Genomic DNA, 15,779 nt, shown 5'->3' on the forward strand with positions numbered 1-15,779 from the left:
CTTCACATCTTGCAGCAAATATAATATGCGCGTTCCAATATAAGTGATAACTTTATTAGCACAGTGCTATCAAAAGTGATAAAGCACAGGAAGCTAATGGCCCATGGACTCAATCCAACTACGTGTATACAAAGAACGCTATCTTCGAACGGCAGCGCTGTTTCGTCATGCGGTAAAAAACCATGCCATCATGGGCGCGCTGTTCGCTGTACTTCTGTTCTTAACTACAGACCTGAGCAGTGAGCTTTTCGCTTGGTATGCTTGCATGTGTTGTGTCATATGGCTTCGTCATCTTTCTATTCAATCGGCCATTAAAAAGCTCGACTCTCTAACGGCTACCAGCCGTCGTTTTGATCTTATTTTTGCAGCCTCACCAATACTGAACGGCTTTGTTTGGAGTATTGGGATATGGCTTGCTTTCTCGCAAAACAACTTTCAAGTCACCATTGCTTCACTGCTTGTTGCTGCGTCCGTTGCGTTTCATGGCTACTCTTATCTCTCTTACAGCAAGACCAGTTACATCGGCTATTTTATTGCTGTGTTTAGCTTGCCAACGGTCTATGCGTTTAGTGAGGGTTGGTATCTTATTGGGCTGGTCTTTATCTTTGGCATGTTTCACTTTGTGTTTTTCAATACTCATCAGTCAGACATCGCGACCTCGAGGCTATATGAACACTTCGAGCACACCCAACTTATCGCTAAGCTTACACAGGCAGAAAAGCAGCTGACGCGACACGCAAAGTTCGACAATCTAACGGGACTTTATCGAAGACGCGAATACGAAAAGCGCTTTGTCGGTCTTAAATACACGGCACTTATCCGTCAGCAGTCCATCGGTGTTGCTCTATTTGATGTTGACCATTTCAAGCAATTCAATGACACCTATGGCCACTTATTTGGTGATGAGGTTCTTGTCAAAGTAGCCAATCTTATCAAGATGCACGCCTCTAGTACTGTCTTTGCAGGCCGCTTTGGAGGGGAGGAGTTCGTTCTGATTGGAATTTTCGACTCTAAAAAGCAGTTTATCGAAGTAGTAGAGCAGGTCCGCCAACAAACCGAAAGACTCGCTCTCTCCGAACACAATACATCGGTCACCATCAGTGCAGGTGCTTGCTTCCAACCTGCCACTGAGTCAATCGAGCTTCACGATTTTATTCTCGAATCAGACTCAGCGCTCTACCAAGCAAAAGCCTCTGGTAGAAACAAAGTTGTCCAGTCCGATGAACTTAATCACCAAAAACAGTATAATTCAGTTTCAGTCAGTTAATCCCCTTACTCGCTGTCCCCCTTTCTAAGAACATCGATAAATTTCTTTTATCGTGAAGATCATTTTTTTTCGTTTTACTCACCCCTCTTAAAGCCTCATAGTCGCGGCGAAAACTTCATCAAATCTTTCTTTTTCTTGATTTCCCACGACTAAATTTGGAGGCTCCGCTAGTGGAAAACACAACTGATTTCGCAGTAAAAACTGGTTTCAAAGTTCCTGTTATTGCGCTATCACTTTATGCCGTGGCATCGGGCTATCTCATGAGTCTGATCCCTTTGATGTTGAATCAGTATGGCATAGACGCGAGCAACGCAAGTTGGTTGGCGAGTGTGTTTTATGCGGGTCTGCTAGTTGGTGCGGTAGTCATTGAACCTGCGGTAAAACATGTCGGTCACCGCGTCGCATTTATTGCTTGTTTGGCGCTGTTTATCGCGACCATCATCACTCTACCTCTAGTCCCAGTGGCAGGAGTATGGTTGGTTGCTCGCTTTATTGCTGGTATTGCGGTTGCAGGTGTCTTTGTCATCGTCGAGTCCTGGCTATTAGTCGGTGATGAGTCAAGCCGCGCAAAACGCTTGGGGCTCTATATGGGCTCGCTTTATGGCGGTTCGGCACTTGGTCAACTTGGCATTGGTTTTATTGGTATCGAAGGCAGTATACCGTTCGTCGTGATACTCTCAATGCTGAGCGCAGCGATTATGGTACTGATGTTTGTTCCAACTCAGCAGCCGCAAAGTGCGCATTCCACAACCTTGTCGCTTAAGCAGGTTGCAAAGCTTAACCATGCAGCGATCATTGGTTGTATCGTTTCGGGTCTAACGCTGGGTTCAATCTACGGTTTGATGCCAGTCGAGTTGACGCACCGTGAGGTGTCACAAACGAACCTAAGCGCGCTGATGGCACTGGTTATTCTTGGTGGTATGGCAGTGCAAACCATGGTTCCAGCATTGATTAAAGTAGCAGGACGTACGCCGTTGATGGGTCTTTTCTGTCTACTCGGTGTGTTTGGTGTGGGGCTGGTGATCCTAAGCGACGACTTAAGTGTGTTGGCAATCAGTCTATTCTTGATAGGCATGGCAACCTTTGCGCTCTACCCAATCGCCATTAATCTTGGCTGCGACAAACTGGACGAGAGCTTCATTGTCTCCGCTACGCAGGTGATGCTGTTTTGCTACAGTATTGGTTCAGTGGCAGGCCCAATGATTGCTGACTGGTTTATGAATGGCACGCAAGGGCTTATGGCATACTTACTAGCAACCATGATGGCAACTGCTATCTACATGTTTATCGCTAGCATCCGTACCAAGAAGCATTTGGTGGCAGGCGAATAACAGAAAGGGAGCACCACAAAGTGCTCCCTTTTTAGCGTTGCTTTAAGCGTGTATTTTCTAGAGGTACGTTACTGCGTTGCACCTTTAGCAAAATTGGCGAGTGCTCCCTCGATTTTGCTAAGCACTTTGTCACACCCTTCTATGTGATGTCGCGCAGCAAGATAGCTTGGGCTGTTATAAACAAGCCACACCTCTCCTTGATCGTCTTCCATGATCAGCGCCTTTTGCGGAAGGTCGATAGCGACACTTTGGCTACAAGCCATCAATGGGGATCCTACCTTAGGATTACCAAAGATGATGAGCTCAGTAGGTCTTAACTCTACTCCCACTTTTTTCGCCGAATCTGAATGCTTAACGCGGGTAAAAATGGTCATGCCTTTACTTTCCAGCAGACCAATCAGTTTATCTGCTGTCATCGACACATCGTGCGTACTTTTAACTCGGACTAGCCCATCATCGGTAGCCGGGGTTGACGCTAAAACGCTACTGCTGATTACAATAGCGAGTCCAAACCATAATCTTATTAACTTCATCACTTCTCCTATCCGCGATCGTCAAAAGATGAAATGAGTATAGTGCTGGCTCGCTAACCTAGCTCTATTGTTTTGTGAATCGTCAAATGCCTAATAAACCCAACATCATGACTGACAACTATGACAGCCCCTGTATAGCCATTGATGGCTTTAACAAGTTGCTGTTTAGCTTCCAAATCAAGATGGTTATCTGGCTCATCCAACAACAAGATTGAGGCTTGGGTTTGATGAGAGGCAATAAGCATTGCGAGCTTCATTTTTTCTCCACCACTGAGATCCAATACCTTTTGGTGCACCGACTCACGCCGAAAACCTATACCAGCAAGTAGCGTTCGTGCCTGTGGAATGTTTAGGGATTCACAGTGCGTACACACTGCGTCCAATATGGAGACATCAGATTCCAAGAAAGAGAAATACTGGTCGAGATAAAAGCAAACTCCATTAACTGTTAAACGTTCATCGACACTTGAGTGATGCTCTGCTTTCAAAAGTAGCTTCAGCAAGGTGGACTTTCCAGAGCCGTTAGCGCCTTTGAGCCAAACATGCTCACCAGAAAATATCTGAGCAGTAATAGGCTCTGACTCTATTCGCTCATGATAAAAGCCTTCAAAGTGAACCTTAACTCTCCCTGTCGACTGAACCTCGCTGGTATACCATTTTTGTGGCTTGAGTTGCTCAAGTTGCGATTTTACATCCTGTATTTTTTGGTCGAGCTCAGCCATTTGTCGCTCATTCTGCGCTTTTACCGCCGAATTGGCGAGTTGTGCGCCTTGTTTCTTGCCATCCATCAATATCTTCGGCTGGCTACCAGACGCCCGCTGCTTCTCGCCCCGACTCGCTAGCCTTTGCATCGTAAGATCTCGACGGTGCGCTTTCTCTACTTTGACTTTGCGGGCTTTCTCTAACGTTTTTGCCATCTTGTTGATCGCCGCAAGCTTCTCCTCTTTTTGGGTTATATATCCCTGATAACCACCACCGAAACAGGTAATTCCCAAGCGACTAAGCTCGAAAATACGGTCAGTTTGCTCGAGAAAGGAAATGTTATGGCTGATCACTAGGATAGGTACCTGTCGCTGCCTTAGCGTTTCCACTAACCAACTTATGTGCTCGGTATCCAAGTGATTGGTTGGCTCATCGAGGATCCATCCATCGTGCTCTTGGTTAAGCAAACGATAGAGCCTGATGATTGCCCGTTGTCCTCCACTTAAATGGCGCAGTTTGGTACTTAGGTCAGTAGGCAGCCGCAGTGACTCCAATAGCTCCGTCAATGTTTGCTCGAGCTGCCAATCTGAATCGGCAATAAGATCAAACCACTGATTGTCGGTTGAACCTCGTGAAATCTGCTTAAGAGCTTTGAGCTTGTTCTCAACACCTAGGTAAGCAGCGATAGAGCAATCCAGTTCATCTTGTGACTCTTCTTGACGGTAAACACCAATTGACTTGATGTGGTTTCCCCACTCAACGCTTCCACTTGAGGGTTGGGATTGTTTCGCCAGCATTAACGCTAAGTGGCTTTTGCCGCAGCCATTTTTCCCAACCAAGGCATTCACGCCAACAGGGATGATAAAAGAGAGGTCGTGAAACAGATCGTGACCGTCAGAAAATTGTTTTGATAATGAAATAGCATGAATTGCAGTCATACATCCTCCTTGGCAGAGCATGAGACGCATGGCATCACATACGACAATGTCGCGATAAATAGCAATGTCCTGATAGGTAGACAGGAATATAGAACGAGCCAACGCCCACTAACTCTGCGATTTCAAAAGTTACTTGTATAAAACGTTCGAAATTGAGTTAGTTGTTCATGTAGGCGTGCGCTCCTAGGGAAGTGTTGCTTGGAATTATACATGAATTTGCCCAAGTAACACGCTTATCGACAAGCAGTGTTACTGGGCTCGCAAAGTTATGTGGTACAGAGGAGCCAGCAATTCAGATTAACGCATTATCCAAGCAACTTACCTAAGTCCGCTGGTTGAGGTGCATCAGGGAACACTTGCTGTAGGGTTTGTTCGTCAGCCCCCATATGTTGGCTAAGCACGGTTTTGAGCACTGAGCGCATGTCGGTCGTCGGTTGCAAGTCACGACCTTCATATCGTTCACTTTCAGCGAGTCCAGGCCAGTCGGTAACGACATCTGAGCCCTTGAGTGCCCCACCCATAATAAACATGGCATTGCCTGTACCATGATCAGTCCCTTTGGTGCCGTTTTCTGCTGCAGTCCGACCAAATTCACTAGCTGCGATCACCACGGTTGATTGCCATTTATCGCCTAAGGCTTGTTTGAGTGCATCAAGCCCTTTGTCTAACTTAGTCAACTGAGAAGCAAGGCGACCATTTGTCGTTCCTTGTCCTGAATGGGTGTCCCATCCGCCCAGTTCTAGTACCGCGATATTGGGTCCCTGTGGTGAGCTGATAAACTTACCCGCTTGACGCATCAAATTGTTAAACTGCTTATTCTGACTGCCTCCGCTGGTCATCGATTCAAGCTTCATGCTCTCTTCGAAGTTTGCTGATAGGGTCTCGTCATTTTGGAATAACTCAGCCAGCAATAGGCTTTGTTCCTCTTCTGCTTTGAGTTTATGGGGGAACCAACTGCTGACCTTAACATCCCCTTGCACTATCAGAGGCATGCCCGAATCTATTGCTATCGCTTGTTGTGAGTGTTGTGTCGCTAAGAATCGGTTCATCCAACCAATCGGACCAAATGGGTCGGTAGTGCCGTTCTCAAGCACCTTTTGACCATCAAAGTGAGAACGCTCCCGATAACCCGTTGCACAGGCGTGCACAAAGCCAGCTTGCTTTTGTTGGTACCATTGATAGACATTCTTGAGAGCTGGATGCAATCCAAAGCCGTCACTTAATGGCTGGAGCTGATCCTTACTTATTGCGATGTTAGGTCTGAGGTTGTAGTAATCCTCATCGAAACTGGGCACCACCACGTTTAGTCCATCCATTGCGCCGCGCAGTGTTATCCACACCAACACATTCGGGCTCTGAGTAGAAGCCAATGACAAGTTGGGCAACATGGTGACTAAAGATGCTGCCCCCATGCCTTTGATAAAGTCTCGTCTCGTTGCCATAGTACTCACCTGTATTGGAACTGTGGACTCATCCACAGCACCACCAATTTCGACGTGGGATCCTGCGCTTTATCCATGGCGGTAAGAACGTGCTCATCCACCTCACTACCGTAAAGACGCTGGGTCATTTGAATCAGTTTGTCATCGACATTTTGTTTGCTGCGCTCCAACTGTCTCACTACTAGCTTGGCGATTTGGTTCGCAACTTGCCAACGCTGGGTAAGTGCTGATGAGGAGTTGTAATCAGAGTCTTTATCGGACCACCCTGCAGGCGATCCCGGCATGAAAGGCGGCTGTCCAAGCTGACGTAGCATTTGCTGCATCTGGCGAGCATTGGGCTCAAAGTCAGCACTACGAAGTACCGCAAAATACCACTCTTGAGGCGTCCGAAATCTCAGCTGTTGACTGCTATTTTTGAGCGTTGAGTTAATTAAAGTGATGTAAACAGGAATCAGCATCCCTTCATTCTCTAACCACACTTTAGTAAGCTCATCCACCAGCGAAGGATGACCTGAGCCATAGAAGTGTTGAACCAACTTGCTGCATAAATGCTTCGCAGTGTTTTCATGATTGGCTAGATCACGAAGGCAAGACATCGCTTGCTCCTCTCCCTCTTCCTCATAGACCTTACCCAGTACGTTGATAGCACCAGGCTCATGCATAGCATCAACAAATTGATACCCCGGTCGATCTGTTTTAAAACTCACTGTCCAGCCAGTTAAACCTTGGGCAAGTTCAATCACATCGTTTTGTGAGTAGCCGCCATCGACGCCCAAGGTATGAAGTTCAAGAATCTCCCGCGCCAAGTTCTCGTTAAGGCCTTTATTGCGCTTTTGACCCGCTTTTGAGTTGGGCCCGATAGAGCGGTAATTATCGAGATACATCAGCATGGTTGGATGCTGACAAACCGCAAGCAGCATAGAGGGGAAATCGATACTCCACAGTTCGCGAATCACCTCATTTTCGATACCAGCAGCTATGGGGCGAACACGTCTGTTGTCTGCTGAAATGGCGAAGTGGTTACTCCAAAACTGAATCAACCTTTCTTGGAATCCAAGCGGTGTGGTTAAGGTTTGCAGATTTCTAGCGTGAACTATGGTTTGGAAGTTTTCTTGGAAGAAAGCATTGCTCGATTTGGTGAAAAGTTTTTTCTCTTCTGGTGTTGTCGCTTCTTTTCTGCGGCGGTTTAAATCACCAAGATGCGCCAACATTTCTGTGGTTGACGGTAACTCAGTAATGGCTTTGTGAATGTAGGGGGTCGCTTTTAGCTGATCATTGAGCGCGGGTTCCTGTTTGGCATCGCCAACTCTAGGACCAAAACCAAAACGCTGAGAAACGACGTACTGTGAAGTACTGGTCTGCGCGGTCTCTTTACTTTCCATGGCAACCTCGTTGAAGGGGGCATACAAAAAGCATTGCACATCCACACCAAATTGCCTAGAGCCTGACCATAAAATCACAAACGGCGCTCAAAAATGAACGCCGCTTGTCTTTCGAACTAACAGATTTAATGCTCTGACAGCATGTCGATTAAGAACGTTTAGGCTGACGGTAAGTCTTACCTGCTGTTTTGTAAGTATCGCTTGGTTTGATTTCGAACATAACATCGAAGAACCACGCGACAAACTTAATCACATCATCACCTTCGTTCATGATGTGCTCAGCGTACTCTTGCTCTTCACCGTTATCATCAACATCGTTAAACACGTGATAGATACGCTCTTCACCGTCAACCGTAGCCAAAGCAAATTGACCTGTTAGGCTCTCTGCTGCCTCTTTGATTTCTGGGTTTTCAGAGCTTTTCAGCTTGTTCAGCGCATCTGGAAGTGTTTTCAACTCACATAGCTGCATGACCAGCAGCTGAAATTCTAATTGTTGCATTCATTACACCATGGTTATTTGGCCAATTATAGGCTAGCCAATTTGGTCTCTTGTTTCTCAAGCATGGCATCGAGTTCATCACGACGCGCAATAAACTGCTTGAGCTCGTTTTTCGGGACAGAGTCTGCCATAGGAATGTTAGCTCGCATAGCATTTACTGGTCTTCCACGAGAAATCAACTCGTAATGAAGGTGTGGACCCGTCACGCGACCCGTTGCACCAGACAAACCGATTCGAGTTCCTCGAGTCACTTTCTGCCCTTTCTTCACCAAGATTTTACTCAGGTGAAGATAACGCGTTTTGTATGGACCGCCGTGGTCGATAACGATGTATTTACCCGCATACGGGTGGTTACGCACCATAGCCACAACGCCATCACCAGTGGTGTAGACATTAGTACCAGTACGAACGCCAAAGTCGGTACCGTTATGCGGTGAAACTCGCCCCGTCACTGGGTGACGGCGATTTGGATTAAAGCCCGAAGTAATGCGATGGTTCTTCACGGGATAACGCATAAAGGCGCGCTGCAAGCTGTCCCCTTTCGCGTCATAGTACTGACCGTTCGAATGCAAGTAAGCCGAGTACATGGCGCCACGGTTAAAGATCTTGATCGCTTGGATCTCAGAGTTACCCGTTGGCGTTCCTTCAACAAATTGGCTGTTCTTCACTACCTCAAAGCGATCACCTGCTCGAAGGTCACGGGTAAAACTAAGTTTGTCTTTTAGCAGTGTGACTACCTGATCGATTTCGCGAGGGCTCAGTCCAAGCTTGTTCGCTGACGCAGAAAAACTACCGTTAATACTGCCCACCATAGCGACACTCTCCCAGTCACCCGGGATAGAGATATCTTCGAACTCATAGCTTCCATCGTCTAGACGCGCATAAACCGCTTTTTCAGCGACATTACGACTAACTTCGAGTTTACTTAGTGCACCTGTCGCTTCATCCTGCCAAAAGCGCAGACGATCACCGGGTCTTAGCGTATCAAGAACAAGGAAGTTCAAGTCGGTTTCCATCACTGACATCATGTCACTGTATGGAAAACCCAGCTGATCAAAGATCTGGCTTAGGCTATCACCAGATTTCACAAGATAAGCAAACTTAGGAGGGAGTTCGGCTTTCGCTGGTTCTTCAGCGAGTACAGCTACCACGGGTGAGTCATTGAGATTGAGCTCAATAGTACCCTGCATGTTTGAGTCAGGTAAGCTGTGAAGAAAAGCAAAGGCTGCCATAAAGGGCAGACCAAAAGCGATGCTTCTTTTGAGTTTTCGAGACGGATTCTTAGCCGTTGTTAATCCGTCTGCTGGTTGATTCGATTGCACAATGGTTCCGATGCATGTCCTAAACAGAGCCATTAGAGTAATCGTTTCCTATTTCAAATGCACTCAAATGCCGGGAAAAGTAAGGTAAAACATGTGATGAGAGTGTAAAAAAGCGACGTTCGTCGTCAATTAAACGGCCTAGATATTGTTCTAAATTGGCGCTTTTTCCTTAAGTATTTGAATTCTCGTAAAACGATATATTTGGGAAAACTCACCAATAACAGCGCCGTATTTTAATGCAGAACTAAGTGCATATGGATGCATTCTGTTTCAGCTTCCATCCATCATCTCGCCCACAAAGGGCCCTTTTTATGTTAAAATCGCCGATTCAGGATTAGATGTAAAACGGATAATTTCATCATAACCCTTTGATTAAGATTACTTTAAACAAAGGATTTTCGAATTCTAATCAGTAATTCATTAAACATGGAGTTGGTCTTTATATTCGTGTGAACGAATATGTAAACCTCATAATTATGAGTTTTAAATCTCAAAAATACAGTATCGATTCAACTGACTATCAAGTCGGCCAAGACAACATCACTAAGTGGGGCATGGATGTCCACAATACAGTTTTCACCGCTTCAGCGGGCTTATCTATCCTCTTTATCGTCACTCTTCTCGTACTTTCCCCAGCAGACGCCAAAGCTGCCATCGACGCGGTAAAAGCCGCTGCGCTATCGAAATTCGATTTCGTCTTTATGTGGGGCGCGAACATCCTTCTGATCTTCGCACTACTTATCGCCCTATCGCCACTGGGCAAAATTCGTTTAGGTGGCGATAACGCCACGACGGATTATTCAACCTTATCCTGGATCTCAATGCTGTTTGCCGCGGGCATGGGTATTGGCCTTATCTTCTGGGGTGTTGCAGAGCCAACTGCATTCTTTACTAACTGGTTTGGAACACCTCTCAATGCAGAACCTTTTACCCCAGAGGGCCGTGAAGCAGCACTAGGTGCAACGGTATTCCACTGGGGACTGCACGCGTGGGCTATCTATGGCATGACAGCGCTATCGCTGGCTTACTTTGTTTATAACAAAGGTCTACCACTTTCAATGCGCTCTGTATTCTACCCACTATTGGGTGATAGAGTTTGGGGAAGAGTTGGTGACGTTATCGACGTGATGGCGGTTCTCGTTATCTTGTTTGGTCTTGCAACATCACTTGGTCTTGGTGGCTCACAAGCAGCAAGTGGTATCAGCCACGTGTTTGGCCTAGAGAACAGCTTATTGCTGCAGATTGCTATCATCTTGACCATTATGGGATTAGCTATTGTTTCTGTCGTTCGCGGCATGGACGGTGGCGTTAAGGTGCTCAGTAACCTGAACATGATCATTGCCTTTGTCTTCCTTGGCTTCATGGGTATTTTAAACTTCACTACCGTGCTCGATTCCGTCACTACATCGGTCGTAGGCTATGTGAAAAACATCATTCCGCTAAGTCAGACATCAGGTCGTGAAGACACCACCTGGCTGCATGGCTGGACGGTATTCTACTGGGCTTGGTGGGTAGCGTACGCGCCATTCTTCGGTATGTTCGTAGCACGTATTTCAAAGGGTCGTACCATTCGTGAGTTCCTTGTCTGTGTTCTCGTCATTCCAACCATAGTGACAACCGCATGGATGTCATTCTTCGGTGGCATCGCTATCCAACAGATCATCGACAAAGTTGGCTTGCTTGGTATGGAACAAGGCATCACCGATGTCTCATTGAGTTTGTTCTACATGCTTGATGCCTACCCTATCGGTAATATTCTTTCGCTGATTGCGGTTGCTCTGATCATCGTGTTCTTTGTAACCACACTGGACTCTGGCTCTATCGTTGTCGATAGCATGACTGCGGGTGGTAAACTCGAGCTACCAATCAAACAGAAAGTCGTTTGGGCGGTAATTTCTGCCGTTATTGCAATGGTAATGCTATGGATTGGTGGCACAGACTCCATTCAAGCACTGCAATCCATTACGATTATTGCCGCGCTGCCTTTTACTATCATTCTGATAATGGGCTGTGTGAGTCTTCTTAAAGGCATGTTGACTGAGGTTGAACAGCCGGAAGTTGCAAGCAAGTCTCGATAACGACCGAGAAGCGAGTCAACGTCGACTCGCTTCAAATCGTGAAGAATAAAAAAGCCGCTCACTATCAAAAGTGAGCGGCTTTTTTTAACTTGTGGTGTTGAGTCTTGTCTCAGTGACTTAAGTCAAATCAAACTTGTGCAGTCTTAACAATACAGTTATCGGCACCAAAACCATTTGGCACGTATTGATCTGCTTGGGCATCGTTGACCCACTCGCTTTCGTTCACTAGGTAACGGAATTGGAACTCCGCATCTTTTGGTAGTCGAGTTTTGTATTTGAATGATTTGGTCTTGGCGACCTTCTTCATTGGGGTTGGCTGCCAGTCTAAAAAGTCAGCCATTAAAACCACACTCTCCACATTGGTCGCATCTAACTCAAAGGTGACTTCTACTTCATCTTTTGTTTTAAAAAAGCGCTTATTAATCATCGCAAGCTCCATTTGTCTAAAAATAACAACATCAAAAAACCCATGTTATGTAATTAATGTCACATTCTCAAGTGTGCATTTCGCAACCATTTATTTCTGAAAGCTATCGCTGAGATCACGCTCGGTGCAAAAAGATGACTAACAATCCACCCATTTAAACGCTTTGGCTACGCAAACTAACGTGTCATTTTCTTCGGGAACTTCACTCATTGACTGCGCCTGTCCGTGCTTCTTAAACGAGAGCGTCATGCGGTCATCGGCTCTTGTCAGCGCTGAAATCTCTATTCGGTCTCCAGCAAACTTGGCATCCGACAGGATCACGCGTTGGCGTGCGCTGTCCCATTTGAAAAGCCCAAGATAATAAAAAACGCCAGAACCTTGATTGCTAACGGCAAAAGGAATAACGACCGCCGATAACGCCTTGTCGTCATAAATAGACTGTTGATAGCGATAAAGAAGATAAACATTACCTCGCTCCATACCGTCATCATAGCTTCCCGCCGCGACTTGTTTATCCGCATCGATATCGGTAAGTAGTGTGAAAGCACTTGTCTCGGGAACTTGAATAGTCCATGGATTCGCAACCTTTAGACCTATAATGGCTTCGACAACGGGATCGGCTTGCACATTTTGCTGAGAGGGAAATTTAGCAAGGATCTCTTCATCAGACAGAGAAAATCGATAGATACCTGCGACAATAACCACGGCAAGTAAACACAGAGGGATCAAAAGTATAAGTGGAATGGGGAGCTTCTTCCTAGGCATTATTATTATTCTCAATAACTTATTCATTCACTACAGTTTAGCGTGTTCTCTAAACTGCTGAAAGCATCAATCCCCACTATAATGTAGCCATGTTCACACAAACACTCACCATACATTCTATTGCGTATTATTGGTTACGATAGAACCATATAGTGAATAATTACCCTTTAATGATGAATAGTATTGCCAGCATTCAAAAAAAGGAGTAATCTTGCGCCCAATGCACGAATATGGATGTTTAGTGAATAAATAGGCGCAGGACGTCGCCATTATTAACTAGTTGTAACACGAGAGAAAAATGCAAAATAGTGCTCAATCTGTGCCGAAAAGCGGCAAAAAAGGCAACTTCTGGATGTTCTTCATCCCGTCTTTAATCGGTCTATTCCTGTTTATGGCGCCTATCAGCTACGATGGCGGCTTAACGATTCCTGTCGCAGTTCTTGCTAAAGCTTTGCAAGCCGCTGTTGGCGATTTCATTGTACCTTTGGTCACGGCAATCATTGCTGTTATGGCAGCGGCGTCTATTTTAACTCGCATTTTTAAGCCTGCTTTCATCACAGACAACGAATTTCTGAACGGTCTATTCAACCCAACACCAATGTGGCTGGCTGTGCGCGTAATTGGTGGCATCGCAGTGCTGATGACCTACTTCCAGGTTGGTCCTGAGGCTATCTGGGAAGAAAACACCGGCGGTCTTGTTTTAGAAGGTCTACTGCCTACCCTGTTCGCTGTGTTCATCTTCGCAGGTCTTTTGCTGCCGCTGCTACTGAACTTTGGTCTACTTGAGCTATTTGGTGCTCTGCTAAGTAAGATCATGCGCCCAGTGTTTAACCTTCCAGGTCGTGGTGCTATCGACTGTATGGCTTCTTGGTTAGGTGATGGCAGTGTTGGTATTCTGCTAACCAGTAAGCAGTACGAAAACAAGTTCTATACCATGCGTGAGGCCGCAGTAATTGGTACCACGTTCTCAGCAGTATCTATCACGTTTAGCTTAGTGGTTATCGCTCAAGTTGAGCTCGAGCACTTGTTCCTACCTTTCTATGGTGCGATTTGTTTGGCAGGTATCGTAGCGGCGATCATTATTCCTCGCTTACCACCACTACGTAACAAGAAAGACACCTTCATCGATGGAACTAAACCATCAGAAGATGCCGAAGTGACACCAAAGGGCCATACAACGTTCTCTTGGGGTCTAGACCTCGCTCTGCAACGTGCTGGTACTGTGACGTCTGCTAAGTCAGTATTTGGCGAAGGCGTTAAAAACGCAGTTGATATGGTGTTCGGCGTGCTGCCAGTGGTTATGGGCTTGGGTACTGTCGCTCTCGTTATCGCTGAATACACTTCAGTATTTGAAATCCTAGGTACACCGTTTATCCCTTACCTAGAGTTACTAGGTGTACCTGAAGCCGTTGCTGCTTCTAAAACCATGGTAGTGGGCTTTGCAGATATGTTTATCCCATCAATCCTAGCAGCTTCAATCGACAATGAGATGACTCGCTTTGTCATCGCGGCGATGTCGGTAACACAGCTTATCTATATGTCAGAAGTCGGTGCACTACTCCTTGGTAGCCGTATTCCAGTAAACATCGTAGAACTGTTTGTTATCTTCATTCTACGTACACTGATCACACTGCCTGTGATTGCGGGTGTTGCGCACCTTATCTTCTAAACACCAATAGAATTTTTCTCTTTCAAAGGCTCACCTCACAGAGGTGAGCCTTTTTTTATCCTATAAAACAAAATGATAGCTCATTTACTTTATATAAATATCAATTATCATATGCTCTTACGTGAATAACTCACGTGAATGCAGTGGCGTGACCTTCGCAATGAAGGCGCGTAATCATAAGACTCATCGGATAATGAGTACTCAATGCGAATGAATCGCAGGACATAATAATGAATAAAATGACTAAAGTGGCCGCCATCGTCTTGGCAGCAACCACTCCAATTATATCGAATGCAGCAAACAATATGGTCGAAGCACGTGGTGCCGCCATGGGTAACACCGGTGTCGCGTCAGCTGACTACTTAACTGCAGGCTTATACAACCCAGCATTAACCGCTACATACAAAGACAACGATGATGTAGGTCTGTTGCTACCAACATTTGGTGCGAGCGCTCGTGATACGGATGAGAGCATCACTACGTTGGACGATCTGCAATCATTGATTGATGAGTATGAGCAAAATCCATCTGGCGAACAGGCAAAGCTAATAGAGATCAACCGGTTGCTTGACCAACTTGAGGGGAACAAACCAACAACTGCTAGTGCTAATGTTGGTTTCGCAATTGCAATTCCTTCAAGTATTGTCTCCAGTAATCTATATGCAAGGGGTTATGCTGAAGCCATAGCAGCACCATTGATAGAGCCTAATCAAGGTGACGACCCAGCAGACATCAAAGACCGCTATGAAATGTCGAAAGTTCAAATGCAAGCATTTGCTAGCGCTGAGCTGGGCCTCGCTTTGGGTAAAAACTTCGTGATTGCCGACCAAGACGTGTCTTTCGGCATCACTCCCAAATTTCAGAAGCTACGTACCTATGCCCTGATCGCTAGTGTGCAAGATTTCGACGCAGATAACGCCGAAGACAGCATGGTGGAAAAGAGCGCGTTCAACTTCGATCTTGGTGCCGCGTGGCATTACAACAACTGGCGTCTTGGTCTAACAGTACGCGATATTATCCAGCAAGAAATTGACGTACAGACCTATGAAGGCACAAAAATTGACACCTACAAGCTTAACCCGATGGCGACTATTGGTTCAGCTTATAATGGTGATTATGTGACCGTGGCGGTTGATATTGAGCTTACCAAACAAGAACGTTTTGCAAGCCTAAACGATGAGACTCAATATGTTCGTTTCGGTGTTGAGGGCAATGCTTGGGGCTGGGCACAACTGCGCGCTGGATATGAGGTCGACATGCAAGACAATGCGGACAGTGCTATCACAGCAGGTATTGGTCTCAGCCCATTCGATGTCGTAAGTCTGGATATTGCGGGTAACTATGCGGGAAGTAATCAGCTTGGCGCATCTGCAAACCTTGCTTTCACCTTCTGATATCTGGTTGAAACGAAAAAACGGAGCGTA

The 15,779-nt window shown here is 46.0% G+C and carries 13 protein-coding genes; 5 read left to right on the top strand and 8 right to left on the bottom strand.

Translation table 11 applies throughout. The features are described 5' to 3' along the window. Window positions 1-103 precede the first annotated feature (103 nt). Window positions 104-1,267 carry a GGDEF domain-containing protein gene (locus AC6I8U_RS19680; RefSeq protein WP_498019399.1) on the top strand — a complete coding sequence of 388 codons (1,164 nt, stop codon included), beginning with the start codon at window positions 104-106 and terminating at the stop codon, window positions 1,265-1,267. Between the two features lie 170 nt (window positions 1,268-1,437). After that, window positions 1,438-2,598 (top strand): MFS transporter, encoded by a 1,161-nt coding sequence (locus AC6I8U_RS19685; RefSeq protein ID WP_498019400.1) that lies wholly within the window; start codon window positions 1,438-1,440, stop codon window positions 2,596-2,598. A gap of 68 nt (window positions 2,599-2,666) precedes the next feature. Here AC6I8U_RS19685 and AC6I8U_RS19690 read toward each other — a convergent pair whose 3' ends face one another. From AC6I8U_RS19690 to AC6I8U_RS19715, 6 genes are all read right to left on the bottom strand, one after another. Then, the gene (locus tag AC6I8U_RS19690) at window positions 2,667-3,131 is read right to left on the bottom strand and encodes a DUF302 domain-containing protein (RefSeq protein ID WP_498019401.1); all 465 of its coding nucleotides are present in this window, start codon (window positions 3,129-3,131) and stop codon (window positions 2,667-2,669) included. 53 nt (window positions 3,132-3,184) lie between these two features. Further along, window positions 3,185-4,771 (bottom strand): ATP-binding cassette domain-containing protein, encoded by a 1,587-nt coding sequence (locus AC6I8U_RS19695; protein WP_498019402.1) that lies wholly within the window; start codon window positions 4,769-4,771, stop codon window positions 3,185-3,187. Between the two features lie 305 nt (window positions 4,772-5,076). Then, window positions 5,077-6,213, bottom strand: a complete 1,137-nt coding sequence (locus AC6I8U_RS19700) for a DUF1501 domain-containing protein (protein WP_498019403.1) — start codon at window positions 6,211-6,213, stop codon at window positions 5,077-5,079. 5 nt (window positions 6,214-6,218) lie between these two features. Next, on the bottom strand, window positions 6,219-7,595 hold the full coding sequence (locus AC6I8U_RS19705) for a DUF1800 domain-containing protein (protein ID WP_498019404.1): 1,377 nt from the start codon (window positions 7,593-7,595) through the stop codon (window positions 6,219-6,221). A gap of 148 nt (window positions 7,596-7,743) precedes the next feature. Then, window positions 7,744-8,094 (bottom strand): hypothetical protein, encoded by a 351-nt coding sequence (locus AC6I8U_RS19710; protein WP_128648927.1) that lies wholly within the window; start codon window positions 8,092-8,094, stop codon window positions 7,744-7,746. Between the two features lie 26 nt (window positions 8,095-8,120). Beyond that, on the bottom strand, window positions 8,121-9,326 hold the full coding sequence (locus AC6I8U_RS19715) for a peptidoglycan DD-metalloendopeptidase family protein (protein ID WP_394150445.1): 1,206 nt from the start codon (window positions 9,324-9,326) through the stop codon (window positions 8,121-8,123). A 566-nt stretch (window positions 9,327-9,892) separates the two neighbouring features. On the opposite strand from AC6I8U_RS19715, the gene AC6I8U_RS19720 reads away from it, so the two are divergent. Then, window positions 9,893-11,494, top strand: a complete 1,602-nt coding sequence (locus tag AC6I8U_RS19720; RefSeq protein WP_498019405.1) for a BCCT family transporter — start codon at window positions 9,893-9,895, stop codon at window positions 11,492-11,494. A 127-nt stretch (window positions 11,495-11,621) separates the two neighbouring features. Here the strand turns inward: AC6I8U_RS19720 and AC6I8U_RS19725 are convergent, their stop codons facing one another. Together AC6I8U_RS19725 and AC6I8U_RS19730 are read right to left on the bottom strand one after the other, a co-directional pair. After that, window positions 11,622-11,921, bottom strand: a complete 300-nt coding sequence (locus tag AC6I8U_RS19725) for an isoamylase early set domain-containing protein (RefSeq protein WP_252015615.1) — start codon at window positions 11,919-11,921, stop codon at window positions 11,622-11,624. Between the two features lie 138 nt (window positions 11,922-12,059). Continuing rightward, entirely contained in the window at window positions 12,060-12,686 is a 627-nt protein-coding gene (locus AC6I8U_RS19730) for a hypothetical protein (protein WP_498019406.1), read from the bottom strand. Window positions 12,687-12,984: 298 nt separating this feature from the next. Here AC6I8U_RS19730 and AC6I8U_RS19735 point away from each other — a divergent pair, with 298 nt between their 5' ends. Beyond that, on the top strand, window positions 12,985-14,355 hold the full coding sequence (locus AC6I8U_RS19735; protein WP_498019407.1) for a YjiH family protein: 1,371 nt from the start codon (window positions 12,985-12,987) through the stop codon (window positions 14,353-14,355). 230 nt (window positions 14,356-14,585) lie between these two features. Next, entirely contained in the window at window positions 14,586-15,749 is a 1,164-nt protein-coding gene (locus AC6I8U_RS19740; protein ID WP_498019408.1) for a conjugal transfer protein TraF, read from the top strand. Window positions 15,750-15,779: the final 30 nt, after the last annotated feature.

This window comes from Vibrio sp. KUL80, from assembly GCF_059725495.1.

What these genes read in the sequence shown, in the direction of transcription:
- AC6I8U_RS19680 (WP_498019399.1), top strand. Translation starts at nt 104, where the DNA reads ATGGACTCAATCCAACTACGTGTATACAAAGAACGCTATCTTCGAACG.
- AC6I8U_RS19690 (WP_498019401.1), bottom strand. Translation starts at nt 3,131, where the DNA reads ATGAAGTTAATAAGATTATGGTTTGGACTCGCTATTGTAATCAGCAGT.
- AC6I8U_RS19695 (WP_498019402.1), bottom strand. Translation starts at nt 4,771, where the DNA reads ATGACTGCAATTCATGCTATTTCATTATCAAAACAATTTTCTGACGGT.
- AC6I8U_RS19700 (WP_498019403.1), bottom strand. Translation starts at nt 6,213, where the DNA reads ATGGCAACGAGACGAGACTTTATCAAAGGCATGGGGGCAGCATCTTTA.
- AC6I8U_RS19705 (WP_498019404.1), bottom strand. Translation starts at nt 7,595, where the DNA reads ATGGAAAGTAAAGAGACCGCGCAGACCAGTACTTCACAGTACGTCGTT.
- AC6I8U_RS19710 (WP_128648927.1), bottom strand. Translation starts at nt 8,094, where the DNA reads ATGCAACAATTAGAATTTCAGCTGCTGGTCATGCAGCTATGTGAGTTG.
- AC6I8U_RS19715 (WP_394150445.1), bottom strand. Translation starts at nt 9,326, where the DNA reads ATGGCAGCCTTTGCTTTTCTTCACAGCTTACCTGACTCAAACATGCAG.
- AC6I8U_RS19720 (WP_498019405.1), top strand. Translation starts at nt 9,893, where the DNA reads ATGAGTTTTAAATCTCAAAAATACAGTATCGATTCAACTGACTATCAA.
- AC6I8U_RS19725 (WP_252015615.1), bottom strand. Translation starts at nt 11,921, where the DNA reads ATGATTAATAAGCGCTTTTTTAAAACAAAAGATGAAGTAGAAGTCACC.
- AC6I8U_RS19730 (WP_498019406.1), bottom strand. Translation starts at nt 12,686, where the DNA reads ATGCCTAGGAAGAAGCTCCCCATTCCACTTATACTTTTGATCCCTCTG.
- AC6I8U_RS19735 (WP_498019407.1), top strand. Translation starts at nt 12,985, where the DNA reads ATGCAAAATAGTGCTCAATCTGTGCCGAAAAGCGGCAAAAAAGGCAAC.
- AC6I8U_RS19740 (WP_498019408.1), top strand. Translation starts at nt 14,586, where the DNA reads ATGAATAAAATGACTAAAGTGGCCGCCATCGTCTTGGCAGCAACCACT.